Raw genomic sequence first — 19,020 nt, 5'->3', positions numbered from 1 at the left:
ATGCTGCTCATCGTCCTCGCCTATCTCGGCGGCGTGCTCACGATCCTGAGCCCGTGCATCCTGCCCGTGCTGCCGTTCGTGTTCGCGCGCGCCGACCAGCCGTTCGTGCGTACCGGCCTGCCGCTGCTCGTCGGCATGGCGCTCACGTTCACCGTCGTCGCCACGCTCGCCGCCGTCGGCGGCGGCTGGGTCGCGCAGGCCAACCAGGCCGGCCGCTGGCTCGCCATCGCGCTGCTCGCCCTGTTCGGCCTGACGCTGCTGCTGCCGCGCCTGGCCGAACACCTGACGCGCCCGCTCGTCGCGGCAGGCAACCGGCTCACCGGCTTCGCGCAGCGCGACGGCCGCGCGGCCGGCCCCGTGTCGTCGCTGCTGCTCGGCGTCGCCACCGGCCTGCTGTGGGCGCCGTGCGCAGGCCCGATCCTCGGACTCGTGCTGACCGGCGCCGCGCTGCGCGGCGCGAGCGTCGGCACGACGGTGCTGCTCGTCGCGTACGCGGCCGGCGCGGCAACGTCGCTCGGCATCGCGCTCGTGATCGGCGGCAAGGTGTTCGCCGCGATGAAGCGCTCGCTCGGCGCCGGCGAATGGATCCGGCGCGGCATCGGCGCGACGCTGCTGGCCGGCGTCGCGGCGATCGCGCTCGGCCTCGATACGGGCGCGCTCGCGCAGCTGTCGACCGTCACGACCGGCGGGCTGGAGACGAAGCTCGTCGACCGGCTCGGCGGCCACTCGAACGGCGCGCCCGTGGCAATGGCCGCGACCGGCAACGCCGACAACACCGGCAGCAGCAGCAACAGCGGCGCAGCGAGCGGCGCGATGATGGCCGCAACGTCCGGCGACGCACCGGCCGCGGGCGGTGCAATGACCGGCAGCGCGATGATGCGCGCGGCCGACACGACACCCGCGATGCACGCCCCGGCCGCACTGCCCGTCGAAGGCGCGCTGCCGTCGCTCGACGGCGCCGTGCAGTGGCTGAACTCGCCGCCGCTGACGGCGGCCGGCCTGCGCGGCAAGGTCGTGCTCGTCGATTTCTGGACGTACTCGTGCATCAACTGCCTGCGCACGCTGCCGTACACGACCGCGTGGGCGCGCAAATATGCGCCGTACGGGCTCGTCGTGATCGGCGTGCACGCGCCGGAGTTCGCGTTCGAACGCGACATCGGCAACGTGAAGAAGGCCGTGCACGACCTCGGCATCGACTACCCGGTCGCGATCGACAACCGCTATGCGATCTGGCGCGCATTCGGCAACGAATACTGGCCCGCGCACTATTTCATCGACGCGCAAGGGCGGATCCGCCATCACCACTTCGGCGAAGGCGAATACACGCAGTCGGAACGCGCGATCCAGTCGCTGCTCGCGGAAGCCGGCCACCCCGAAGCGCTGAACGTGCCGCTCGGCCTCACCGGCGCGCCCGCGAAGGGCGCGCTCGCGGCGGCCGACAGCGCGGACGTGCGCTCGCCCGAAACCTATGTCGGCTATGCACGCGCCGACGACTTCACGTCGCCGGGCGGCGTCGTGCGCGACGCGACGCACCGCTACGACGCGCCCGCGCATCCCGAACTGAACGACTGGGGCCTCGCCGGCGCGTGGCAGGTCGGCGCCGAGCGCGCGACGCTCGCCGCGCCGGCCGGGAAGATCGTCTACCGCTTCCATGCGCGCGACCTGCACCTCGTGCTCGGCCCGGGCACGAACGGCAAGCCGGTGCGCTTTCGCGTGACGCTCGACGGCGCGGCCCCCGGCGCCGCGCACGGCACCGACGTCGATGCGCAGGGCTACGGCACCGTCACCGGGCAGCGCCTGTACCAGCTCGTCCGGCAGCCCGGCGCGATCGCCGACCGCACGTTCTCGATCGAGTTTCTCGACCCCGGCGTCGATGCCTATGCGTTCACGTTCGGTTGATCGCGCACGCCGACCGACCGCCGTCTTCCGTCCCGCATTCCGAAGGAGCAAACCATGATCCCGACATCCACTCGCGATTGCCCGCCGCGGCGGCGGGCGGTCATGCTGCGCCGCATCGGCGCGATCGCCGTCGCGGCCGCCGCCGTGTTCGGCTACCAGCGCGTCGTCGCGTCCGCGGAACCGATGCATGCGGTGCCGGCACCGACGCTCGACGAAACACCAGGCGCGGCGCACGAAGAAACGGCCGTGCTGGCAGGCGGCTGCTTCTGGGGCGTGCAGGGCGTGTTCGAGCACGTGAAGGGCGTGAAGCAGGTCACGGCCGGCTACGCGGGCGGCGCCTCCGAAACCGCGCACTACGCGCTCGTCGGCACCGGCCTCACGGGCCATGCGGAATCGGTACGCATCGTGTACGACCCGACGCAGATCACGTACGGCCGGCTGCTGCAGGTGTTCTTCTCCGTCGCGCACGACCCGACCGAACTCAACCGGCAAGGCCCCGACGACGGCACGCAATACCGGTCGGCGATCTTTCCGACCACGGCGCAGCAGCGCGCCGTCGCGACAGCGTACATCGCGCAGCTCGGCGCCGCGCACGCATTCGCGGCGCCCGTCGTCACGCGCGTCGAAGCGTACAAAGGCTTCTATGCGGCCGAGGCGTATCACCAGAACTACCTCGAACTGCACCCCGACGCGCCGTACATCGCATACAACGACCTGCCGAAGGTTGCCGGACTCAAGCAGCGCTTCCCCGCGCTGTACCGCGCCGACGCGGTGCTGTGGCGCGATGCGCGGATGTGACGGCGTGCCGGGCGGGCGGCGCGGCTCGAGCACCCCGCGCCGCCGCCCTGGTTTGCGCTGCATCAAGGAAACCCGCGCCGCGCCGACCGGGCATACCCGTATCGCACCCGCTTGGCACGCCAACTTCGCGTAGACTGCTTCAGATTCCCGCCGCGTTTCGCGGTGCTCGGAACCCCAGTCGAGCCAGGAGGCGTCACGCATGCGCGCAGTGCCTTTGTCTGACAGCGGCACCCTCGAACAACCGTCCACCGGCACGGTCGTGCGCGACCTGCGCCGCGTGCCGATCCATCCCGATCACTGGTATCCGCTCGCGTGGTCGCGCGAACTCAAGCGCGGCAAGACGCTCGGCGTGCATTTCGCCGGCGACCCGATCGTGCTCGTCCGCACCGAATCCGGCGCCGTGTATGCGCTCGAAGATCGTTGCGCGCACCGCCAGGTGCCGTTGCATGCGGGCGTCGTGACCGGCGAAACGCTGCGGTGCTGCTACCACGGCTGGACCTACGCGTGCGACAGCGGCCACTGCGTCGACGTCCCGTATCTCGGCCGCGATCGCCTGCCCAACGGCGTGCGCGCATACCCGTGCCGCGAAGCGCACGGGCTGATCTTCGTCTTCCCCGGCGACGCGACGCTCGCCGGCGAGCGCCCGTTTCCCGCACTCGAATCGGCGGACGATCCCGCATACAAGACACGCCGTTTCGGCCGCGAGGTCAAGTGCCACTACTCGTTCATGCACGAGAATCTGATGGACATGAACCATCAGTTCCTGCATCGCAAGCAGATGGGACAGATGCGCGCGCGCAGCGTCGGCCGCCGCCGCGGCGACGACTGGGTCGAGGTCGACTACACGTTCGCGCGGATGGAAGGCAAGCAGCCGGTCGGCGAGGCGCTCGTGTTCGGTTCGAGCAAGAAGCCCGGCGACCAGGCCAACAAGAGCGTGATGACGGTCCGCACGGGCTACCCGTACCAGACGCTGCAGATCCGCTCGAGCGAAGGCACGCTCGTGATGGACCTGTGGATCGTCTACGTGCCGCTCGACGCGGCGCAGCGTACCAATCGTACGTTCGGACTGCTGTCGATCCACAAGCCGGGCATCCCGTTCGCGCTCGATCTCGCGTGGCCGCTGCTCGTCTGGTTCACCGAGCGGATCTTCCGCGAGGATCGCTGGATCGTCGAACGCGAGCAGGAAGCGCACGACCGGCAGGGCGCCGACTGGAACCACGAGGTGTTTCCGGTCATCAACGAACTGCGCGACCTGCTGCGCGAATGCGGCGCGCGCACGGTGATCCCGATCCACCAGACAGGCGCGGGCGACGCTCGTTGACATCGCAACGAACGCGCCCGCCCGGCGGCCGCTTGACGGGCTCGCTCGACCGAGCCCGCGCAGCCGGCCCGCTTAGCCGGCCCGCTCGACCGGGTGCGGCTCGCGCAGCCGGTTCGCGATGCGCGCGGCCTCGTAGTAGCCGGCGGCAGGCGGCCGCTTCAGGTAGCGGCCGGCCCCGCGCTGCGCACGCAGCTCGCCGTCGGCCCACGCGAGCGCTCCACGCGTGAGCGTGTGCGTCGCGACGCCCTGCACCGTCATCCCTTCGAACACGTTGAAGTCGACCTGCTGGTGATGGGTCTTCACCGAGATCGTCTTCGTCGCGGCCGGATCCCACACGACCAGATCGGCGTCGGCCCCGACCTGCACGGCCCCCTTGCGCGGATACAGGTTGAAGATCTGCGCGGCATTGGTCGACGTGATCCGCACGAACTCGTTCGGCGTGATGCGGCCGTGGTTCACGCCGTGATGCCACAGCACCGACATGCGGTCCTCGACGCCGCCGCAGCCGTTCGGGATCTTCGTGAAGTCCTCGCGACCCATCGCCTTCTGCGATGCGCAGAACACGCAGTGATCGGTCGCCGTCGTATGCAGCTGCCCTGCCTGCAGCCCGCGCCACAGCGCCTCGCGATGTTCGGCCGAGCGGAACGGCGGGCTCATCACGTGCGCGGCCGCGCGCGTCCAGTCCGGGTCGCGATACACCGCCTCGTCGATCACCAGATGGCCCGGCAGCACCTCGCCGAACACGCGCAGTCCTTCGCTGCGCGCGCGCGAGATCGCATCGACCGCATCCTTCGCCGATACGTGCACGATATACACGGGCACGCCGAGCACTTGCGCAATGCGGATCGCACGGTTCGCGGCCTCGCCTTCGACCTCGGGCGGACGCGACAGCGGATGCGCTTCCGGCCCCGTCATCCCGCGCGCGAGCAGCGCCTTTTGCAGCTGGAACACGAGCTCGCCGTTTTCCGCGTGCACGGTTGGCAGCGCGCCGAGCTCGAGCGAACGCGAGAAGCTGTTCACGAGGATCTCGTCGTCGGCCATGATCGCGTTCTTGTACGCCATGAAGTGCTTGAAGCTCGACACGCCGTGCTCGCGCACGAGCGTGCCCATGTCGCGGTGCACCGATTCGTCCCACCACGTGACGGCCACATGGAAACCGTAATCGGCCGCCGCCTTCTCGGCCCAGCCGCGCCACTCGCGGAACGCATCCATCAGCGGCTGCTTCGGGCTCGGGATCACGAAGTCGATGATGCTCGTCGTGCCGCCCGACAGGCCGGCTGCCGTACCCGAGTAGAAATCGTCGCTCGCCGTCGTGCCCATGAACGGCAGTTCCATGTGCGTATGCGGATCGATGCCGCCCGGCATCACGTACTGGTCGTGCGCGTCGACGATGCTCGCGCCGGCCGGCGCGTCGATCTTCTCCGCGATCTGCAGGATCGTGCCGCCGTCCTGCGGGTCGGCACACAGGATGTCCGCACGATAGGTCCGGTCTGCATCGACCACGGTGCCGCCGCGAATCAGGATTGCCATTTCGTTGCCTCCTCGTTGACTGTCGGGTGCCGCATGCGGCGCCGATGCCGGTTATGTCCGCGCATCGGGTGCATCAGGCGCTCGCGATCTGCGCGCGCTGTCCGGCGCGCCACTTCATCCAGGTGCCGTACACGCCGGACGCCAGCACGAGGCCGACGAACCACGCATATGTGTAAAGCGTGTTGAAGAACGCCGGCACGTTCGCGAACGATGCCGGAAATGCCGTGTGCAGGAAGCCGGGCAGGTTCGGCAGCACGCCGACCGCGAGCGCGACCAGCGCGGCCGGGTTCCAGCCGCGCGTATAGCTGAAGCCGCCGCGCTCGTCGAACAGCGCGCGCGTGTCGAGCCGCGTGCCGCGAATCAGGAAGTAGTCGACCATCAAAATCCCCGCGACCGGCCCGAGCAGCGCCGAGTACCCGACGAGCCAGGTGAAGATGTAGCCGTCGGTCGTGGCGAGGATCTTCCACGGCATCATCACGATCGCGATCGTCGCGGTGATCAGGCCGCCCGTGCGATACGAGATCGCCTTCGGCCACAGGCTCGAGAAGTCGTACGCGGGGCCGACCAGGTTCGCCGCGAGGTTGCAGCACATCGTGTCGAGCGTGAGGATCACCAGCGCGATGCCGACACCGATGCCGGTCATCCGGCTCGTCAGGTCGATCGGATCCCAGATCGCGTTGCCGTAGATCACCACGGTGGCCGACGTCACGACGACCGACACCACCGACAGCAGCGCCATCGGCAGCGGCAGCCCGATCGACTGTCCGATGATCTGGTCGCGCTGCGAATGCGCGAAGCGCGTGAAGTCGGGGATGTTCAGCGCGAGCGTCGCCCAGAAGCCGACCATCGCGGTCAGGCCCGGCCAGAACGTCGCCCAGAACAGCCCGGCCTTCTTGCCGCCCGCCGCGAACTGCGACGGCGCCGACAGCATCGAGCCCACGCCGCCCGCCTGCGACGTCGCCCACCACACGAGCGCGACGCACATCACGACCTTGATCGGCGCGGACCAGCTTTCGAGCCAGCGGATCGAATCGGTGCCGTGCAGGATGAAGTAAAGCTGCAGCGCCCAGAACACCAGGAAGCATGCGAGCTGCCCGAGCGAAATGCCGGCGATCGGCAGCGCCGCGCCGTGCAGCGCGTTGCCGGTCAGGATGTTCAGCAGCGTATAGATCGCGCTGCCGCCGAGCCAGGTCTGGATGCCGTACCAGCCGCACGCGACGATCGCGCGCAACAGCGCGGGCAGCTTCGCGCCCTGCGTGCCGAACGACGCGCGCACGAGCACCGCGTACGGAATCCCGTGCTTCGCGCCGGCATGACCGATCAGCAGCATCGGCGCGAGCACGATCAGGTTGCCGAGCAACACGGTCAGCACCGCCTGCCACGGCGACATGCCTTCCTGGATCAGCCCGGCCGCGAGCATGTACGACGCGATGTTCATCACCATCCCGACCCACAACGCCGCGAAGTGATACCACCGCCACGTGCGCTGCGCCGCCGTCGTCGGCGCCAGGTCGTCGTTGTACAGGCTGCCGGCCGGCGCCGCGGCGCTGTCGGAATCGGCGGGAATCGCTGCTGGTTTCATCGAGGGCGCTCCACGTAAACGTCAGCGCCGGCATCGCACGATGCCGGCCGAACAGAACACAAGCAGCGGCGCGGACGGTGCCGCGCCGCCGGCCGCCGGTCAGGCCGCCTTCGCGTGCTTCTCCGGTTGCGCGGGGCTCGCGCCCGCATCGACGCGCGCCGGGTTGTTCGGATGCGTGGTCCAGTTCGCGTAGTCGCCCGCGTCGACACGCTCCATCGTGATGCATTGCTCGACCGGACACACATGCATGCAAAGATTGCACCCGACGCACGCCGCATCCACCACTTCGAAATGCCGCACGCCGTCCTTCTCGGCCGTGATCGCCTGGTGCGACGTGTCCTCGCACGCGATATGGCACAGCCCGCACTGGATGCAGCGGTCCTGGTCGATGCGCGCCTTGATGTCGTACTTCAGGTTCAGGTATTTCCAGTCGGTGACGTTCGGCACCGCGCGGCCGCGCACGTCGTCGAGCGTCGCGTAGCCCTTCTCGTCCATCCAGTTCGACAGTCCGTCCGCCAGATCCGTCACGATCCGGAAGCCGTAGTGCATCGCGGCGGTGCATACCTGCACGCTGCCGGCGCCCAGCACCATGAATTCGGCCGCGTCGCGCCACGACGAAATCCCGCCGATGCCGGAGATCGGCAGGTTCGGCGTTTCCGGGTCGCGCGCGATTTCCGCGACCATGTTCAGCGCGATCGGCTTGACCGCCGGACCGCAATAGCCGCCATGCGTGCCCTTGCCGTCGACCGTCGGCATCGGCGCCATCTGGTCGAGGTCCACCGCGACGATCGAGTTGATCGTGTTGATGAGCGACACGCCGTCCGCGCCGCCCTTGTACGCGGCGCGCGACCCCATCCGGATGTCGCTGATGTTCGGCGTGAGCTTCACGAGACACGGCAGCTTCGTGCCCTCCTTGACCCAGCGCGTGACCATCTCGACGTATTCCGGCACCTGCCCGACGGCCGCGCCCATCCCGCGCTCGCTCATCCCGTGCGGGCAGCCGAAGTTCAGTTCGACCGCATCGGCGCCCGTATCCTCGACCAGCGGCAGAATCCATTTCCAGTCGCGCTCGTTGCACGGCACCATCAGCGACACGATCAGCGCGCGGTCCGGCCAGTCGCGCTTCACCTGCGCGATCTCCTTCAGGTTCACGTCGAGCGGGCGATCGGTGATCAGCTCGATGTTGTTCAGCCCGGCGATCCGCTGCCCGTTCCACTGCACCGCGCCATAGCGCGAACTGACGTTGACGACGTGCGGATCGAGCCCGAGCGTCTTCCAGACGACGCCGCCCCAGCCGGCCTCGAATGCGCGGTTGACGTTGTACGCCTTGTCGGTCGGCGGCGCGGAAGCGAGCCAGAAGGGATTCGGCGAAGTGATGCCTGCGATAGTGCAGCGAAGGTCGGCCATGTTCGGCTCCGTGAGAATGGGGACGTTTATCGTGGCGCGCGTGACGTGCGCGCTGCCGTTGCGTATGCCGCGCTCACGCGGCCCTGGCGTCGCGCTGCGCGAGCGCCGCATCGATCGCGGCGGCCGCGTGCTTGCCGTCCTGCACGGCCTGTACCGTCAGATCGATGCCGCCCGTCGCCGCGCAGTCGCCGCCGGCCCATACGTCGGGCAACGCCATGCGGCCGTCGGCATCGACCGCGATGCGCGTGCCGTCCGCCGTCAGCAATGCAGCGTCGACGCCGTCCGGCACCAGCGTCTGGCCGATCGCCTTCAGCACCATGTCCGCGTCGACGGTGAAGCGCTCGCCGGACGCCGCCTCGAATTCGATGCCCGTCACGTGCCCGTCCGCGCCCGCGATACGCACCGGCTTCGCATGCGTGACCAGCGTGACGCCGCTTTTCTGCGCGAACTCGCGTTCGGCCCAGGTCGCGCTCATCGCCTCCACACCGCGCCGGTACACCATCGTCACGCGCTGCGCGCCGAGCTTGCGGCTCTGCACGGCTGCGTCGATCGCGGTATTGCCGCCGCCGATCACGACCACGCGCCGCCCGACCGGCACATTCTCCAAAGCGTCGGCCTGCCGCACCCGCTCGATGAAGTCGACCGCGTTCATCACGCCGTCCAGTTGTTCGCCGTCGATCGCGAGCGTACGCACCCCGCCCAGGCCCATCGCGAGAAACACCGCGTCGTGCCGCTCGCGCAGCGCGTCGAGCGTCACGTCGCGTCCGAGTGCGACGCCGGTCTCCAGCGTGATGCCGCCGACCGACAGCAGCCACTCGACTTCGCGCTGCGCGAAATCGTCGACGGTCTTGTATGCGGCGATCCCGTATTCATTCAAGCCGCCCGCCTTCGGCCGCGCGTCGAACAGCGTGACGCGATGGCCGGCAAGCGCGAGCCGGTGCGCGCATGCAAGCCCGGCCGGCCCCGCACCGACCACGGCGACATGCCGCCCCGTATCGGGTGCGCGCGTGAAGCGTACCGCGCCGGTCGCCATCGCCCAGTCGGTCGCGTGCCGCTGCAGCGCGCCGATCGCAACCGGCTGCGCATCCTGATGATTGCGCACGCAGGCGCCTTCGCACAGGATCTCGGTCGGACAGACCCGCGCGCACATCCCGCCGAGCGGATTCGCCGACAGGATGTCCATCGCCGCCCCTTTCAGGTTGCCGTTGCCGATCTTGCGGATGAAGCTCGGGATGTCGATCTGCGTCGGGCACGCCTGCACGCAGGGCGCGTCGTAGCAGTAGTGGCAGCGGCTGGCAGCGGCCGCCGCGGCAGTCGGATCGAGCAGCGGCGCGATGTCGGCGAATTCGCACGAGAGTTGCGTGGACGACAGGCGATGCGCGGCGATATCGCCGGTTGGCTTGGTGGTCATACGCGTTCCTTCGACTGGGTGGAGACAAAGCCGTCCCCGCCGGCTGCGGATGCACAGTCGGGGCGGTTTTTATAAGGAATGCTACGGTCTGATGCCGGGCAGCCTCCTGGCTGCGTTACGTGCGATGCGTCATGAAGCCGGCTCGCATGCGCGCGACAGCATCGCGTGCAGCAGCACGTTCGCGCCGGACTCGATCCATGCAGGCGTCGCGTCCTCGATCTCGTTGTGGCTGATGCCGTCGACGCATGGCACGAACACCATCGACGTCGGCGCGACCTGCGCCAGATAGCATGCGTCGTGGCCCGCGCCCGACACGATGTCGCGATGCGAGTAGCCGAAGCGGTCGGCCGCGGCACGCACGGCCGCCACGCAGGCCGGATCGAATGCGACGGGCTCGTAGTAGAAAATCTGCTCGAGCTCGGTTTCGAGCCCGATAGCGGCGGCGATGCGCGCGACGCCGTCGCGCAGCGCGGCGTCCATCCGCGCGAGCACGGCGTCGTCCGGATGCCGGAAATCGACGGTGAAGAACACGCGGCCCGGGATCACGTTGCGCGAGTTCGGGTGCACCTGCATCATGCCGACCGTCGCGCAACCGAACGGCGCGTGATCGAGACCGATCCGGTTCACGAGATCGACCACGCGCGACGCGCCGAGCAACGCGTCGCGGCGACGCGGCATCGGCGTCGGGCCCGCATGCGCTTCCTGCCCGGTGAACGTGATCTCGTACCAGCGCTGCCCCTGCGCATCGGTCACGACGCCGATCGTCTTGCACTCCGCTTCGAGAATCGGCCCCTGCTCGATATGCAGCTCGAACGCCGCATGCAGCTTGCGCCCGCCGCACGGCACGTCGCCCGCATAACCGATGCGAGCGAGTTCCTCGCCGATCGTCTTGCCGTCGACGTCCTTGCGCGACAGCCCGTATTCGAGCGGGAACACGCCCGCGAACACGCCCGATGCGACCATCGCCGGCGCGAAGCGCGATCCTTCTTCGTTGGTCCAGATCACGACCTCGACCGGATGCTCGGTCTCGATGCCGTGATCGTTCAGACTGCGAATCACTTCGAGACCGCCCAGCACGCCGTAGATGCCGTCGAACCGGCCGCCCGTCGGCTGCGAATCCGCGTGCGAGCCGGTGACGACCGGTGCCGCATCGGCCACGCGGCCCGCGCGGCGCATGAACACGTTGCCCATCGTATCGACCGTCACCGTGCAGCCGGCGGCCTTCGCCCAGCCGACGATCAGGTCGCGCCCTGCCTTGTCGAGATCGGTCAGCGCGAGGCGGCAGACACCGCCCTTCGGCGTCGCGCCGATCTTCGCCACCTCCATCAGGCTGTCCCACAACCGCTTGCCGTCGACCTTGATCGACGTGTCGAATGCTGCCCGTTTCACTGTTTCCGATACCGCGTTCATTCGTATCGCTCCTGTGGGGTCGTCATGTCGTCATCCCGGTCGATGCCGGTGCACGCATTGCTTCTGTCGGGGCAAACCCGCACACGCAATGTGCATGTGCGCATCGTTCGCGTCATGCGTCCGATCGAGCGGCGAAGACATTGGCACTCGATTCCGTCACGCGTCGAATCCTGTCCGATTGGACAGGTTTTAGACGATCAAAATGTGCAATGCAATGTCTTTCTTTCGCGGGTCTCGCCGAGCGAGAAACGTGCCACCGCATCGCAGCATGGCGCGCACTGCCGTGATGCAAGCGCGTGCGCTCAACGCAGACGAGCGGCTAGAATGAAGCCCAACGCGGCATGCACGCCGCGCGAGGGCAACGATGAGACATGACAAAGCGGGCGCCGAAGCGGCCGGCTCCGACGAAACGCACACGCCTTTGCGGCGACGCAAGGCACACATCCGCGAGTCCAACGAAGCGCATTTGCTCGCCTGTGCGGAAGCCGTATTCGCGGAGCGCGGGCTCGACGGCGCGAGCACCGCGATGATCGCCGAACGCGCGGGCCTGCCGAAAGCGAACCTGCATTACTACTTCCCGACCAAGCTCGCGCTGTATCGCCGCGTGCTCGACGATCTGTTCGAAGACTGGCACCACGCGGCCGGATCGTTCGAGGACGGCGACGATCCGGTGGAGGCGATCGCCAGCTACGTGCGCGCGAAGATGGATCTGTCGCGCCGCCGCCCGCTCGGCTCGAAGGTGTGGGCCAACGAGATCATCCACGGTGCGACGCACATGCAGGACATCCTGTCGGAACGCGTGAAGCCGTGGTTCGACAAGCGCGTGGCCGTGGTCGAAGGCTGGATCGCGCGCGGCTTGCTCGCGCCGGTCGATGCGCACGCGTTGCTGTACCTCGTGTGGGCGACCACGCAGCACTATGCGGATTTCGATGCGCAAATCCGCGCGCTGAGCGGCAAGCGTGCGTTCACGCAGAAGGGGTTCGACGAGAAGACCGAGCAGGTCGTGCAGCTCGTGATCCGCGCATGCGGCGCGGTGTCGCCGAACGCGAACGCGTAACGCGCGCGCCATCCCCGAAAGACAAAACGGGCGGCGAGCACGACGCAGGAAGACCCTGCGCAATGCCCGCCGCCCGCCGCCCGCGTCGCGATACGGCGTGCCGGCCGTATCGCGCACGATGCGTTGGCGTCGTGCGTTCGCGTCAGCCGATGCGTTCGATCGCGATCGCCGTCGCCTCGCCGCCGCCGATACACAGCGACGCGACGCCGCGCTTCTGACCATACGCTTCGAGCGCGGCCAGCAGCGTCACCATCACGCGCGCACCCGATGCGCCGATCGGATGTCCGAGCGCACACGCGCCGCCGTGCACATTGACCTTGTCGTGCGGCAGGTCGAGATCGCGCATCGCGGCCATCGCGACCACCGCGAACGCTTCGTTGATCTCGAACAGGTCGACGTCGCGCAGGTTCCAGCCGGTTTTTTCCGACAGCTTGCGGATCGCGCCAATCGGCGCCGTCGCAAACAGGCCGGGCTTGTTCGCGTAGGTCGAATGCCCGACGATCACGGCTTTCGGCGTGAGACCGAGCCGTTCCGCTTCCGAGCGACGCATCATCACGAGCGCGGCCGCGCCGTCCGAAATCGACGACGAGTTCGCCGCCGTCACCGTACCGCCTTCGCGGAACGCCGGCCTGAGCGTCGGAATCTTGTCGAGCTTCGCGTTGCCCGGCTGCTCGTCGATCGACACGACGGCTTCCGTCTTGCCGGCCTTCACCGTCACCGGTGCGATCTCCGACACGAAACGCCCTTCCGCGATCGCGCGTTGCGCGCGCGTCAGCGACGTGATCGCGAACGCATCCTGCTCCTCCCGCGTGAACTGGTAGGCCTGCGCGCAATCCTCGGCGAAGGTGCCCATCAGCCGGCCCTTGTCGTACGCATCCTCCAGCCCGTCGAGGAACATGTGGTCGAGCACCTGGCCGTGCCCCATGCGCATCCCCGCACGCGCCTTCGGCAGCAGATACGGCGCATTCGACATGCTCTCCATCCCGCCCGCGACGGCGACGTCCGCCGAGCCGGCCAGCAGCAGGTCGTGCGCGAACATCGCGGCCTTCATGCCGGAGCCGCACATCTTGTTGACCGTCGTCGCGCCCGCGCCCAGCGGCAACCCGGCCTTCAGCGCGGCCTGCCGTGCGGGCGCCTGCCCCTGACCGGCCGGCAGCACGCAGCCGAACACGATTTCATCGATGCGCTCGGCCGGTACGTTCGCGCGCTCGAGTGCCGCGCGGATCGCCACCGCGCCGAGGTCGCTTGCGCTGGCAGCGGCCAGGTCGCCCTGGAAACCGCCCATCGGCGTGCGTGCCGCCCCAACGATTACGATCGGATCCTGTGTCGTCATGATTGATTTCCTCCAGTGTCAGCGCGGTGCCATGCGCAGCGCGCCATCGAGACGGATGACCTCGCCGTTCAGCATCGTATTCTCGGCGATGTGGCGCACCAGCGCCGCAAATTCGTCCGGGCGGCCGAGCCGCGGCGGGAACGGTACGCTCTTGCCGAGCGCATCCTGCACGTCCTGCGGCATGCCGCTCATCATCGGCGTCGCGAAAATGCCCGGCGCGATCGTCACCACGCGAATGCCGAACCGCGCGAGTTCGCGCGCGATCGGCAGCGTCATGCCCACCACACCGCTCTTCGATGCCGCATAGGCGGCCTGTCCGATCTGCCCGTCGAACGCCGCGACCGACGCGGTATTGACGATCACGCCGCGCTCGCCTTCCGCGTTCGCGTCCTGCTTCGACATCGCGTCGGCCGCCAGCCGGATCATGTTGAACGTGCCGATCAGGTTGATCGACACCGCGCGCGCGAAGCGGTCGAGCGCATGCGGACCTTCGCGGCCGACCACTTTCTCGCCCGGCGCGACGCCCGCGCAATTCACGAGCGCATCGATCCGGCCGAACGCGTCGCGCGCGGCGGCGACGGCCGCCTGCCCTTCGGCGTCGCTCGTCACGTCGGTCTTCACGAAGCGCGCGGCCGCGCCGAGTTCATGCGCGAGGCTCGCGCCGGCGTCTTCATTGACGTCCAGCAGCACGGCCTTGCCGCCTTCGGCGACCACCATCCGCGCGACCGCGGCACCCAGGCCCGAACCGGCGCCCGTAATCAGAAAAACGCGATCCTTGATATTCATTCGCAGTCCGTATTCAGTATTCAGGATTGAACGGCCTTCTCGGCTTCCATCTTGCGCAGCACGAAGCGCTGGATCTTGCCGCTCGGGGTTTTCGGCAGCGCGTCGACGAAGTCGATCGCGCGCGGATAGGCGTGCGCGGACAGCCGCCGCTTCACGTGCTGACTCAGTTCGTCGGCCAGCGCGGGCGTGCCTTCGACGCCCTTCGACAGCACGACGTACGCCTTGACGATCTCCGTGCGCTCCGGGTCCGGCACGCCGATCACGGCGGCCTCGCTCACGGCAGGATGCTCGATCAGCGCGCTTTCCACGTCGAACGGGCCGATCCGGTAGCCGGACGACGTGATCACGTCATCCGCGCGGCCGATGAAGCTCACGGTGCCGTCCGGCTCCAGCTCGACGTTGTCGCCGGTCCGGTAGTAGCCGCCCGCGATCGCCGGCGTGTCCTGCTGCCAGTAGCCGTGGAACCATAGCAGCGGCGAGCGCGCGATGTCGATCGCGAGGTTGCCGGGCTCGCCGGGGCCGAGCTCGCGGCCTGCGTCGTCGAGCACCGCGACACGGTAGCCGGGCATCGCGAAGCCGGCCGAACCGGCATGGACGACGTGCGCGAGCCCGTGATGATTGTTCACGACCATCCCGAGTTCGGTCTGGCCGTAGTGGTCGTAGATCGGCGCGCCGAGCGCCGCGTCGAACCAGCGCACGACTTCCGGATTCAGCGGCTCGCCCGCGCTGCTGACGACGCGCAACGCCCCTTTCAGGCGCGCCGCCGCGTCGCTGCCGGCCGCCATCAGCATCCGGTACGCGGTCGGCGAGCCGGCGAGGCTCGTGATGCCGAGCCGTTCGATCACGTCGTAGGTGCTGTCGACGGTGAAGCCGCCTTCGTACAGCGTCGTCGCATGGCCGAGCAGCAGCGGGCCGGTGATCGCGTAATAAAGACCGTAGGCCCAGCCCGGATCGGCGATATTCCAGAAGCGGTCGCCTTCGCGCAGGTCGACCGCATCGCGCATGTACGCGCCGAACGCGAGCAGCGCGCGCAGCGGCACCGGCACGCCCTTCGGCAAGCCCGTCGTGCCCGACGTCGACATCATCATGAACAGGTCGGCGCCCTTGCGCAGCACCGGTTCGAACGTGTCGGACTGCGCATCCAGCGCCGCGCGGAAATCGATGTCGCCGGCCGGCAGCGCGTCGCCGGGCTCGCGCACCGTCGCGACCCGGGGACAATCGGCGATCTCGTCGAGCTTCGCGCGATTCGCGACGTTGGTCACGACCAGCCGCGCATCGCTCATGCGCAGCCGGTGCTCGATCGCCTTCGGGCCGAATGCGGTGAACAGCGGCTGATAGACGGCGCCCGCGCGCCACGTGCCGAGAATCGTCGCGACGAGCTCGGGCGTACGCGGCAACAGGCCGGCCACCACGTCGCCCGGCTTCACGCCCTGCGCGACCAGCAGGTTCGCGACGCGCGCCGACAGCGCCTGCATCTGCACAAACGTGAAGCTGCGGTGCTGGCCGCCGGCGTCGATCCAGTCGAGCGCGATCGCGTTCGCGTCCGCCGCTGCATGCCGGTCGCAGCATTCGACGCATGCGTTCAGGCCCCGCTCCAGGTCGCCGTGCAACTGCGTTGCGGCGGTCTCGATACGGAAGCCGGCCACGGCGTCGGCGTAGGCCGGCACCACCCGGGCGTTTGCTCCATCACGCATGCGTGTCTCCTGTTCGTTATGACCGTCGGCGAACCGGCGGTATATCGATGATGGTAGACAGCCGTCACATTGCAATCAATGACAAACAGAATCTAGAATCGTGATCGCTTTTGCCATGTCAGGAGGGCACGAAAAATGGGGCCGCAGATGATCTCGCCGGATTTCGTCGACGATGCGCTCGAGAGCCTGCGCCGGCAACGGATTCCGGTCGGCCCCGTGCTGCGCGCCGCGGGCTTGCCGGACACCGTGCGCGAGCCCGTCACGCCGCAACAGTACGGCCGGCTGTGGCTCGCGATCGCCGGCACGATCGACGACGAATTCTTCGGCCTCGCCGCCCGCCCGATGCGGCGCGGCAGCTTCACGCTGCTCTGCCATGCCGTACTGCATGCGGGCACGCTCGAGAAGGCGCTGCGGCGCGCGCTGCAGTTCCTGCGCGTGGTGCTCGACGAGCCGCGCGGCGAACTCGTCGTCGCCGACGGGCAGGCGCAGATCGTCCTGACGCAGTCGGGCGCACCGTATTCGGCGTTCGCTTACCGGACGTTCTGGCTGATCCTGCTCGGCGTCGCGTGCTGGCTGATCGGGCGCCGCATTCCGCTGCAGCGCATCGATTTCGCATGCCCGAGCCCCGATCAGCGCAGCGATTACCACCAGTTCTTCGGCGTGCCGGTGCATTTCGACCGCCCCGACAGCCGGCTCGCCTTCAACGCCGCATACCTCGCGCTGCCGACGATCCGCTCCGCGCAGGCGCTGAGGACGTTCCTGCGCGGCGCGCCCGGCAATCTGCTGGTCCGCTACCGGCACGACACCGGCTGGGTCGCGAAGACGCGCGCGCACCTGAAGGCGCGGCCGGCCGCCGAGTGGCCGGATTTCGATACGCTGGCCGTCCGCCTCGGCACGACGCCCGCGACGCTGCGTCGACGTTTGCGCAGCGAGGGGCAGAGCTTCGCGTCGATCAAGGACGAACTGCGTGGCGCGCTCGCCCAGTCGCTGCTGCGCGGGCACACGCTCAGTGTCGCGGAAATCGCGGCCGAGCTCGGTTTCACCGAGCCCAGCGCGTTTCACCGCGCGTTCCGGAAATGGACGGGCACGAGCCCGGGCGCGTTTCGCCGCGACGTCAATGCGGCGCAGCCGGAGCATTGACGCCCGGCGCCGCGCGGTCAGCGCGACATGCCGTCGATGCTCGGCGCAACGTCATGCATCGGTCGCGAAAACAGCTTGCACCCCGCGTAGTAGACGAGCGACGTCAACGACAATCCGACGATCCACGAGATGTCCGCACCGCCCAGCCGGTTTGCCAGCTCCCCGGTATAGAGATCGGTCGCCATGAACGGCGCCTGCGCGACGATGCCGATCAAATACGACCCGACCGCGATCGCGTTGAAGCGCCCGTAGATGCCGCCGTCCTGCCGGAAGAACGAATCGACGTCGTATTCGCCGTGGCAGACGAGGTAGTAATCGACGAGATTGATCGCCGTCCACGGCACGAGCACGTACAGCAGCAGCAGGATGAAGTTCGTATAGCCGGCCAGGAAATTGTTCTGCCCGAACAGCGCGATCGCGAGCGCGACGCAGCACAGCACGATCGCCGTGATCGCCCGTGCGCGGGCCCGGCCCGACCACGACGGAAAGAGCGTCTGCAATACGGTGATCGCCGACAGCGCGCCGCAATACAGCTCCATCGCGTTGCTGGCCGCGATGCCGAACGACAGCACGACGATCACGAGCACGCTGATGCCCTGCGTGAGGCCCGTGAGGCCGTTCACGACGTTGCCGTCGGGCGTGGCGAGGCCCACCAGGCAGCCGAGCAGCATCGGGAAGAACGAGCCGAGCACGCAGCCCCAGTAGCTCGACCAGAACGCCGTGCGCGGCCCCGTATCCGGCGGCAGGTAGCGCGAGTAGTCGGACACGTACGGCGCATACGCGATCTGCCACAGCGCGGCCACCGACATCGAACCGAGAAAGCCCGACAGGTTCAGCGAATGCTTCGAAAACGTATCGCCCGGCAGTCCGTGCACGAAGATGATCCACACGAATGCAAGCACGAGCACGGTGCCCGAACACCAGCTCAGCAGCCGTGCATACGCGTGGATCAGCTTGTACCCGTAGATCGATCCGAGCAGGCTGACCAGGCCGATCGCCACCACACCGGCGTCGAGCGGGATCCCTGGGCTGAGGCTGTGCAGCGCCTGCCCGCCGAACACGCAGTTCGACGCGAAGAAGCCGACGTACATCACGACGACCAGCGCGACCACCAGCAACGCACCGAACGAACCGAACTGCCCTCGCGTCTGAATCATCTGCGGCACGCCGAGCTGCGGCCCCTGCGCGGAGTGCAGCGCCATGAAGATCGCGCCGATCAGGCTGCCGAGGAGCGTCGCGAGCGCCGCCCACCAGAATGGCTGCTTGAACACCGTCGTCGCGAGCGACCCGGTGACGATCGTCAGCATCATGATGTTCGAACCGAACCAGATCGTGAACAGGTCCTTCGCGCTGCCGTGCCGCTCGGTCAGCGGAATCTGCTGGATCGTGCTTTCCTCGAGATGAGCAATGGACTCGTCCTGACTCATTTCGTCTCCTTGTCTCTGTTGTGATGTTCGTTGGCTTGCGCGGGATCGGGGCAAGTCAGTTGCACAAGCAACGGAGGCGTTCTTCTGCATACACGGGAAACGCTGCCTTCATGCATGGAATATTCAATTCGTATTCCTACATGACATCCAGAAAACGACCCAGCGCCGATGTGCTTGCTACCCTCGGTCGATCCGATCGGGTTCGCTCCGGATCGCCACTTGCCG

Annotated in this window: 14 protein-coding genes; 5 read left to right on the top strand and 9 right to left on the bottom strand. The window is 68.2% G+C overall.

Features of this window, described 5'->3' with window-relative positions:
- From DCN14_RS32685 to DCN14_RS32675, 3 genes are all read left to right on the top strand, one after another.
- The gene (locus tag DCN14_RS32685) at positions 1-1,899 is read left to right on the top strand and encodes a cytochrome c biogenesis protein DipZ (RefSeq protein WP_096505840.1); all 1,899 of its coding nucleotides are present in this window, start codon (positions 1-3) and stop codon (positions 1,897-1,899) included.
- Between the two features lie 54 nt (positions 1,900-1,953).
- Positions 1,954-2,697 carry a peptide-methionine (S)-S-oxide reductase MsrA gene (msrA, locus tag DCN14_RS32680; protein ID WP_096505838.1) on the top strand — a complete coding sequence of 248 codons (744 nt, stop codon included), beginning with the start codon at positions 1,954-1,956 and terminating at the stop codon, positions 2,695-2,697.
- A gap of 199 nt (positions 2,698-2,896) precedes the next feature.
- Positions 2,897-4,018 (top strand): aromatic ring-hydroxylating dioxygenase subunit alpha, encoded by a 1,122-nt coding sequence (locus DCN14_RS32675; protein WP_096505836.1) that lies wholly within the window; start codon positions 2,897-2,899, stop codon positions 4,016-4,018.
- A 72-nt stretch (positions 4,019-4,090) separates the two neighbouring features.
- Here the strand turns inward: DCN14_RS32675 and hydA are convergent, their stop codons facing one another.
- The 5 genes from hydA to DCN14_RS32650 form a co-directional block, all read right to left on the bottom strand.
- The gene (gene hydA, locus DCN14_RS32670) at positions 4,091-5,548 is read right to left on the bottom strand and encodes a dihydropyrimidinase (protein WP_096505834.1); all 1,458 of its coding nucleotides are present in this window, start codon (positions 5,546-5,548) and stop codon (positions 4,091-4,093) included.
- A gap of 73 nt (positions 5,549-5,621) precedes the next feature.
- Positions 5,622-7,130 (bottom strand): NCS1 family nucleobase:cation symporter-1, encoded by a 1,509-nt coding sequence (locus DCN14_RS32665; RefSeq protein ID WP_096505832.1) that lies wholly within the window; start codon positions 7,128-7,130, stop codon positions 5,622-5,624.
- Positions 7,131-7,229: 99 nt separating this feature from the next.
- Entirely contained in the window at positions 7,230-8,537 is a 1,308-nt protein-coding gene (gene preA, locus DCN14_RS32660; RefSeq protein WP_096506094.1) for an NAD-dependent dihydropyrimidine dehydrogenase subunit PreA, read from the bottom strand.
- Positions 8,538-8,610: 73 nt separating this feature from the next.
- Positions 8,611-9,948 carry an NAD(P)-dependent oxidoreductase gene (locus DCN14_RS32655; protein WP_096505830.1) on the bottom strand — a complete coding sequence of 446 codons (1,338 nt, stop codon included), beginning with the start codon at positions 9,946-9,948 and terminating at the stop codon, positions 8,611-8,613.
- Between the two features lie 129 nt (positions 9,949-10,077).
- Positions 10,078-11,358 (bottom strand): Zn-dependent hydrolase, encoded by a 1,281-nt coding sequence (locus DCN14_RS32650; protein WP_096505828.1) that lies wholly within the window; start codon positions 11,356-11,358, stop codon positions 10,078-10,080.
- Between the two features lie 364 nt (positions 11,359-11,722).
- Here DCN14_RS32650 and DCN14_RS32640 point away from each other — a divergent pair, with 364 nt between their 5' ends.
- Entirely contained in the window at positions 11,723-12,415 is a 693-nt protein-coding gene (locus DCN14_RS32640) for a TetR/AcrR family transcriptional regulator (RefSeq protein WP_096505826.1), read from the top strand.
- A gap of 142 nt (positions 12,416-12,557) precedes the next feature.
- Here the strand turns inward: DCN14_RS32640 and DCN14_RS32635 are convergent, their stop codons facing one another.
- The 3 genes from DCN14_RS32635 to DCN14_RS32625 are packed head-to-tail and all read right to left on the bottom strand — an operon-like array spanning position 12,558 to position 16,228.
- Positions 12,558-13,748: an acetyl-CoA C-acetyltransferase gene (locus DCN14_RS32635; protein WP_096505824.1), complete on the bottom strand. Its 1,191-nt coding sequence runs from the start codon at positions 13,746-13,748 to the stop codon at positions 12,558-12,560.
- An 18-nt stretch (positions 13,749-13,766) separates the two neighbouring features.
- On the bottom strand, positions 13,767-14,534 hold the full coding sequence (locus DCN14_RS32630) for a 3-hydroxyacyl-CoA dehydrogenase (RefSeq protein ID WP_096505822.1): 768 nt from the start codon (positions 14,532-14,534) through the stop codon (positions 13,767-13,769).
- A 20-nt stretch (positions 14,535-14,554) separates the two neighbouring features.
- Positions 14,555-16,228: an acyl-CoA synthetase gene (locus DCN14_RS32625; RefSeq protein WP_096505820.1), complete on the bottom strand. Its 1,674-nt coding sequence runs from the start codon at positions 16,226-16,228 to the stop codon at positions 14,555-14,557.
- A 135-nt stretch (positions 16,229-16,363) separates the two neighbouring features.
- Here DCN14_RS32625 and DCN14_RS32615 point away from each other — a divergent pair, with 135 nt between their 5' ends.
- Positions 16,364-17,368: an AraC family transcriptional regulator gene (locus DCN14_RS32615; RefSeq protein WP_096505818.1), complete on the top strand. Its 1,005-nt coding sequence runs from the start codon at positions 16,364-16,366 to the stop codon at positions 17,366-17,368.
- 17 nt (positions 17,369-17,385) lie between these two features.
- On the opposite strand, the gene DCN14_RS32610 is transcribed toward DCN14_RS32615, so the two are convergent.
- Positions 17,386-18,795, bottom strand: coding sequence for a cytosine permease (locus tag DCN14_RS32610; protein ID WP_096505816.1), 1,410 nt, complete (start codon positions 18,793-18,795; stop codon positions 17,386-17,388).
- Positions 18,796-19,020: the final 225 nt, after the last annotated feature.

This window comes from Burkholderia sp. IDO3, assembly GCF_003366075.1.
GTDB lineage: Bacteria > Pseudomonadota > Gammaproteobacteria > Burkholderiales > Burkholderiaceae > Burkholderia > Burkholderia anthina.
The sequence above is the reverse complement of the archived record's forward strand: the minus strand, read 5'-3'. Positions and strand labels throughout refer to the sequence as shown.

Bases quoted from the DNA above. Each gene is read 5' to 3' on its own strand.
- msrA (WP_096505838.1), top strand. From the start codon at position 1,954: ATGATCCCGACATCCACTCGCGATTGCCCGCCGCGGCGGCGGGCGGTC.
- DCN14_RS32655 (WP_096505830.1), bottom strand. From the start codon at position 9,948: ATGACCACCAAGCCAACCGGCGATATCGCCGCGCATCGCCTGTCGTCC.
- DCN14_RS32665 (WP_096505832.1), bottom strand. From the start codon at position 7,130: ATGAAACCAGCAGCGATTCCCGCCGATTCCGACAGCGCCGCGGCGCCG.
- hydA (WP_096505834.1), bottom strand. From the start codon at position 5,548: ATGGCAATCCTGATTCGCGGCGGCACCGTGGTCGATGCAGACCGGACC.
- DCN14_RS32650 (WP_096505828.1), bottom strand. From the start codon at position 11,358: ATGAACGCGGTATCGGAAACAGTGAAACGGGCAGCATTCGACACGTCG.
- DCN14_RS32675 (WP_096505836.1), top strand. From the start codon at position 2,897: ATGCGCGCAGTGCCTTTGTCTGACAGCGGCACCCTCGAACAACCGTCC.
- DCN14_RS32625 (WP_096505820.1), bottom strand. From the start codon at position 16,228: ATGCGTGATGGAGCAAACGCCCGGGTGGTGCCGGCCTACGCCGACGCC.
- DCN14_RS32640 (WP_096505826.1), top strand. From the start codon at position 11,723: ATGAGACATGACAAAGCGGGCGCCGAAGCGGCCGGCTCCGACGAAACG.
- preA (WP_096506094.1), bottom strand. From the start codon at position 8,537: ATGGCCGACCTTCGCTGCACTATCGCAGGCATCACTTCGCCGAATCCC.
- DCN14_RS32615 (WP_096505818.1), top strand. From the start codon at position 16,364: ATGGGGCCGCAGATGATCTCGCCGGATTTCGTCGACGATGCGCTCGAG.
- DCN14_RS32630 (WP_096505822.1), bottom strand. From the start codon at position 14,534: ATGAATATCAAGGATCGCGTTTTTCTGATTACGGGCGCCGGTTCGGGC.
- DCN14_RS32610 (WP_096505816.1), bottom strand. From the start codon at position 18,795: ATGAGTCAGGACGAGTCCATTGCTCATCTCGAGGAAAGCACGATCCAG.
- DCN14_RS32635 (WP_096505824.1), bottom strand. From the start codon at position 13,748: ATGACGACACAGGATCCGATCGTAATCGTTGGGGCGGCACGCACGCCG.
- DCN14_RS32685 (WP_096505840.1), top strand. From the start codon at position 1: ATGCTGCTCATCGTCCTCGCCTATCTCGGCGGCGTGCTCACGATCCTG.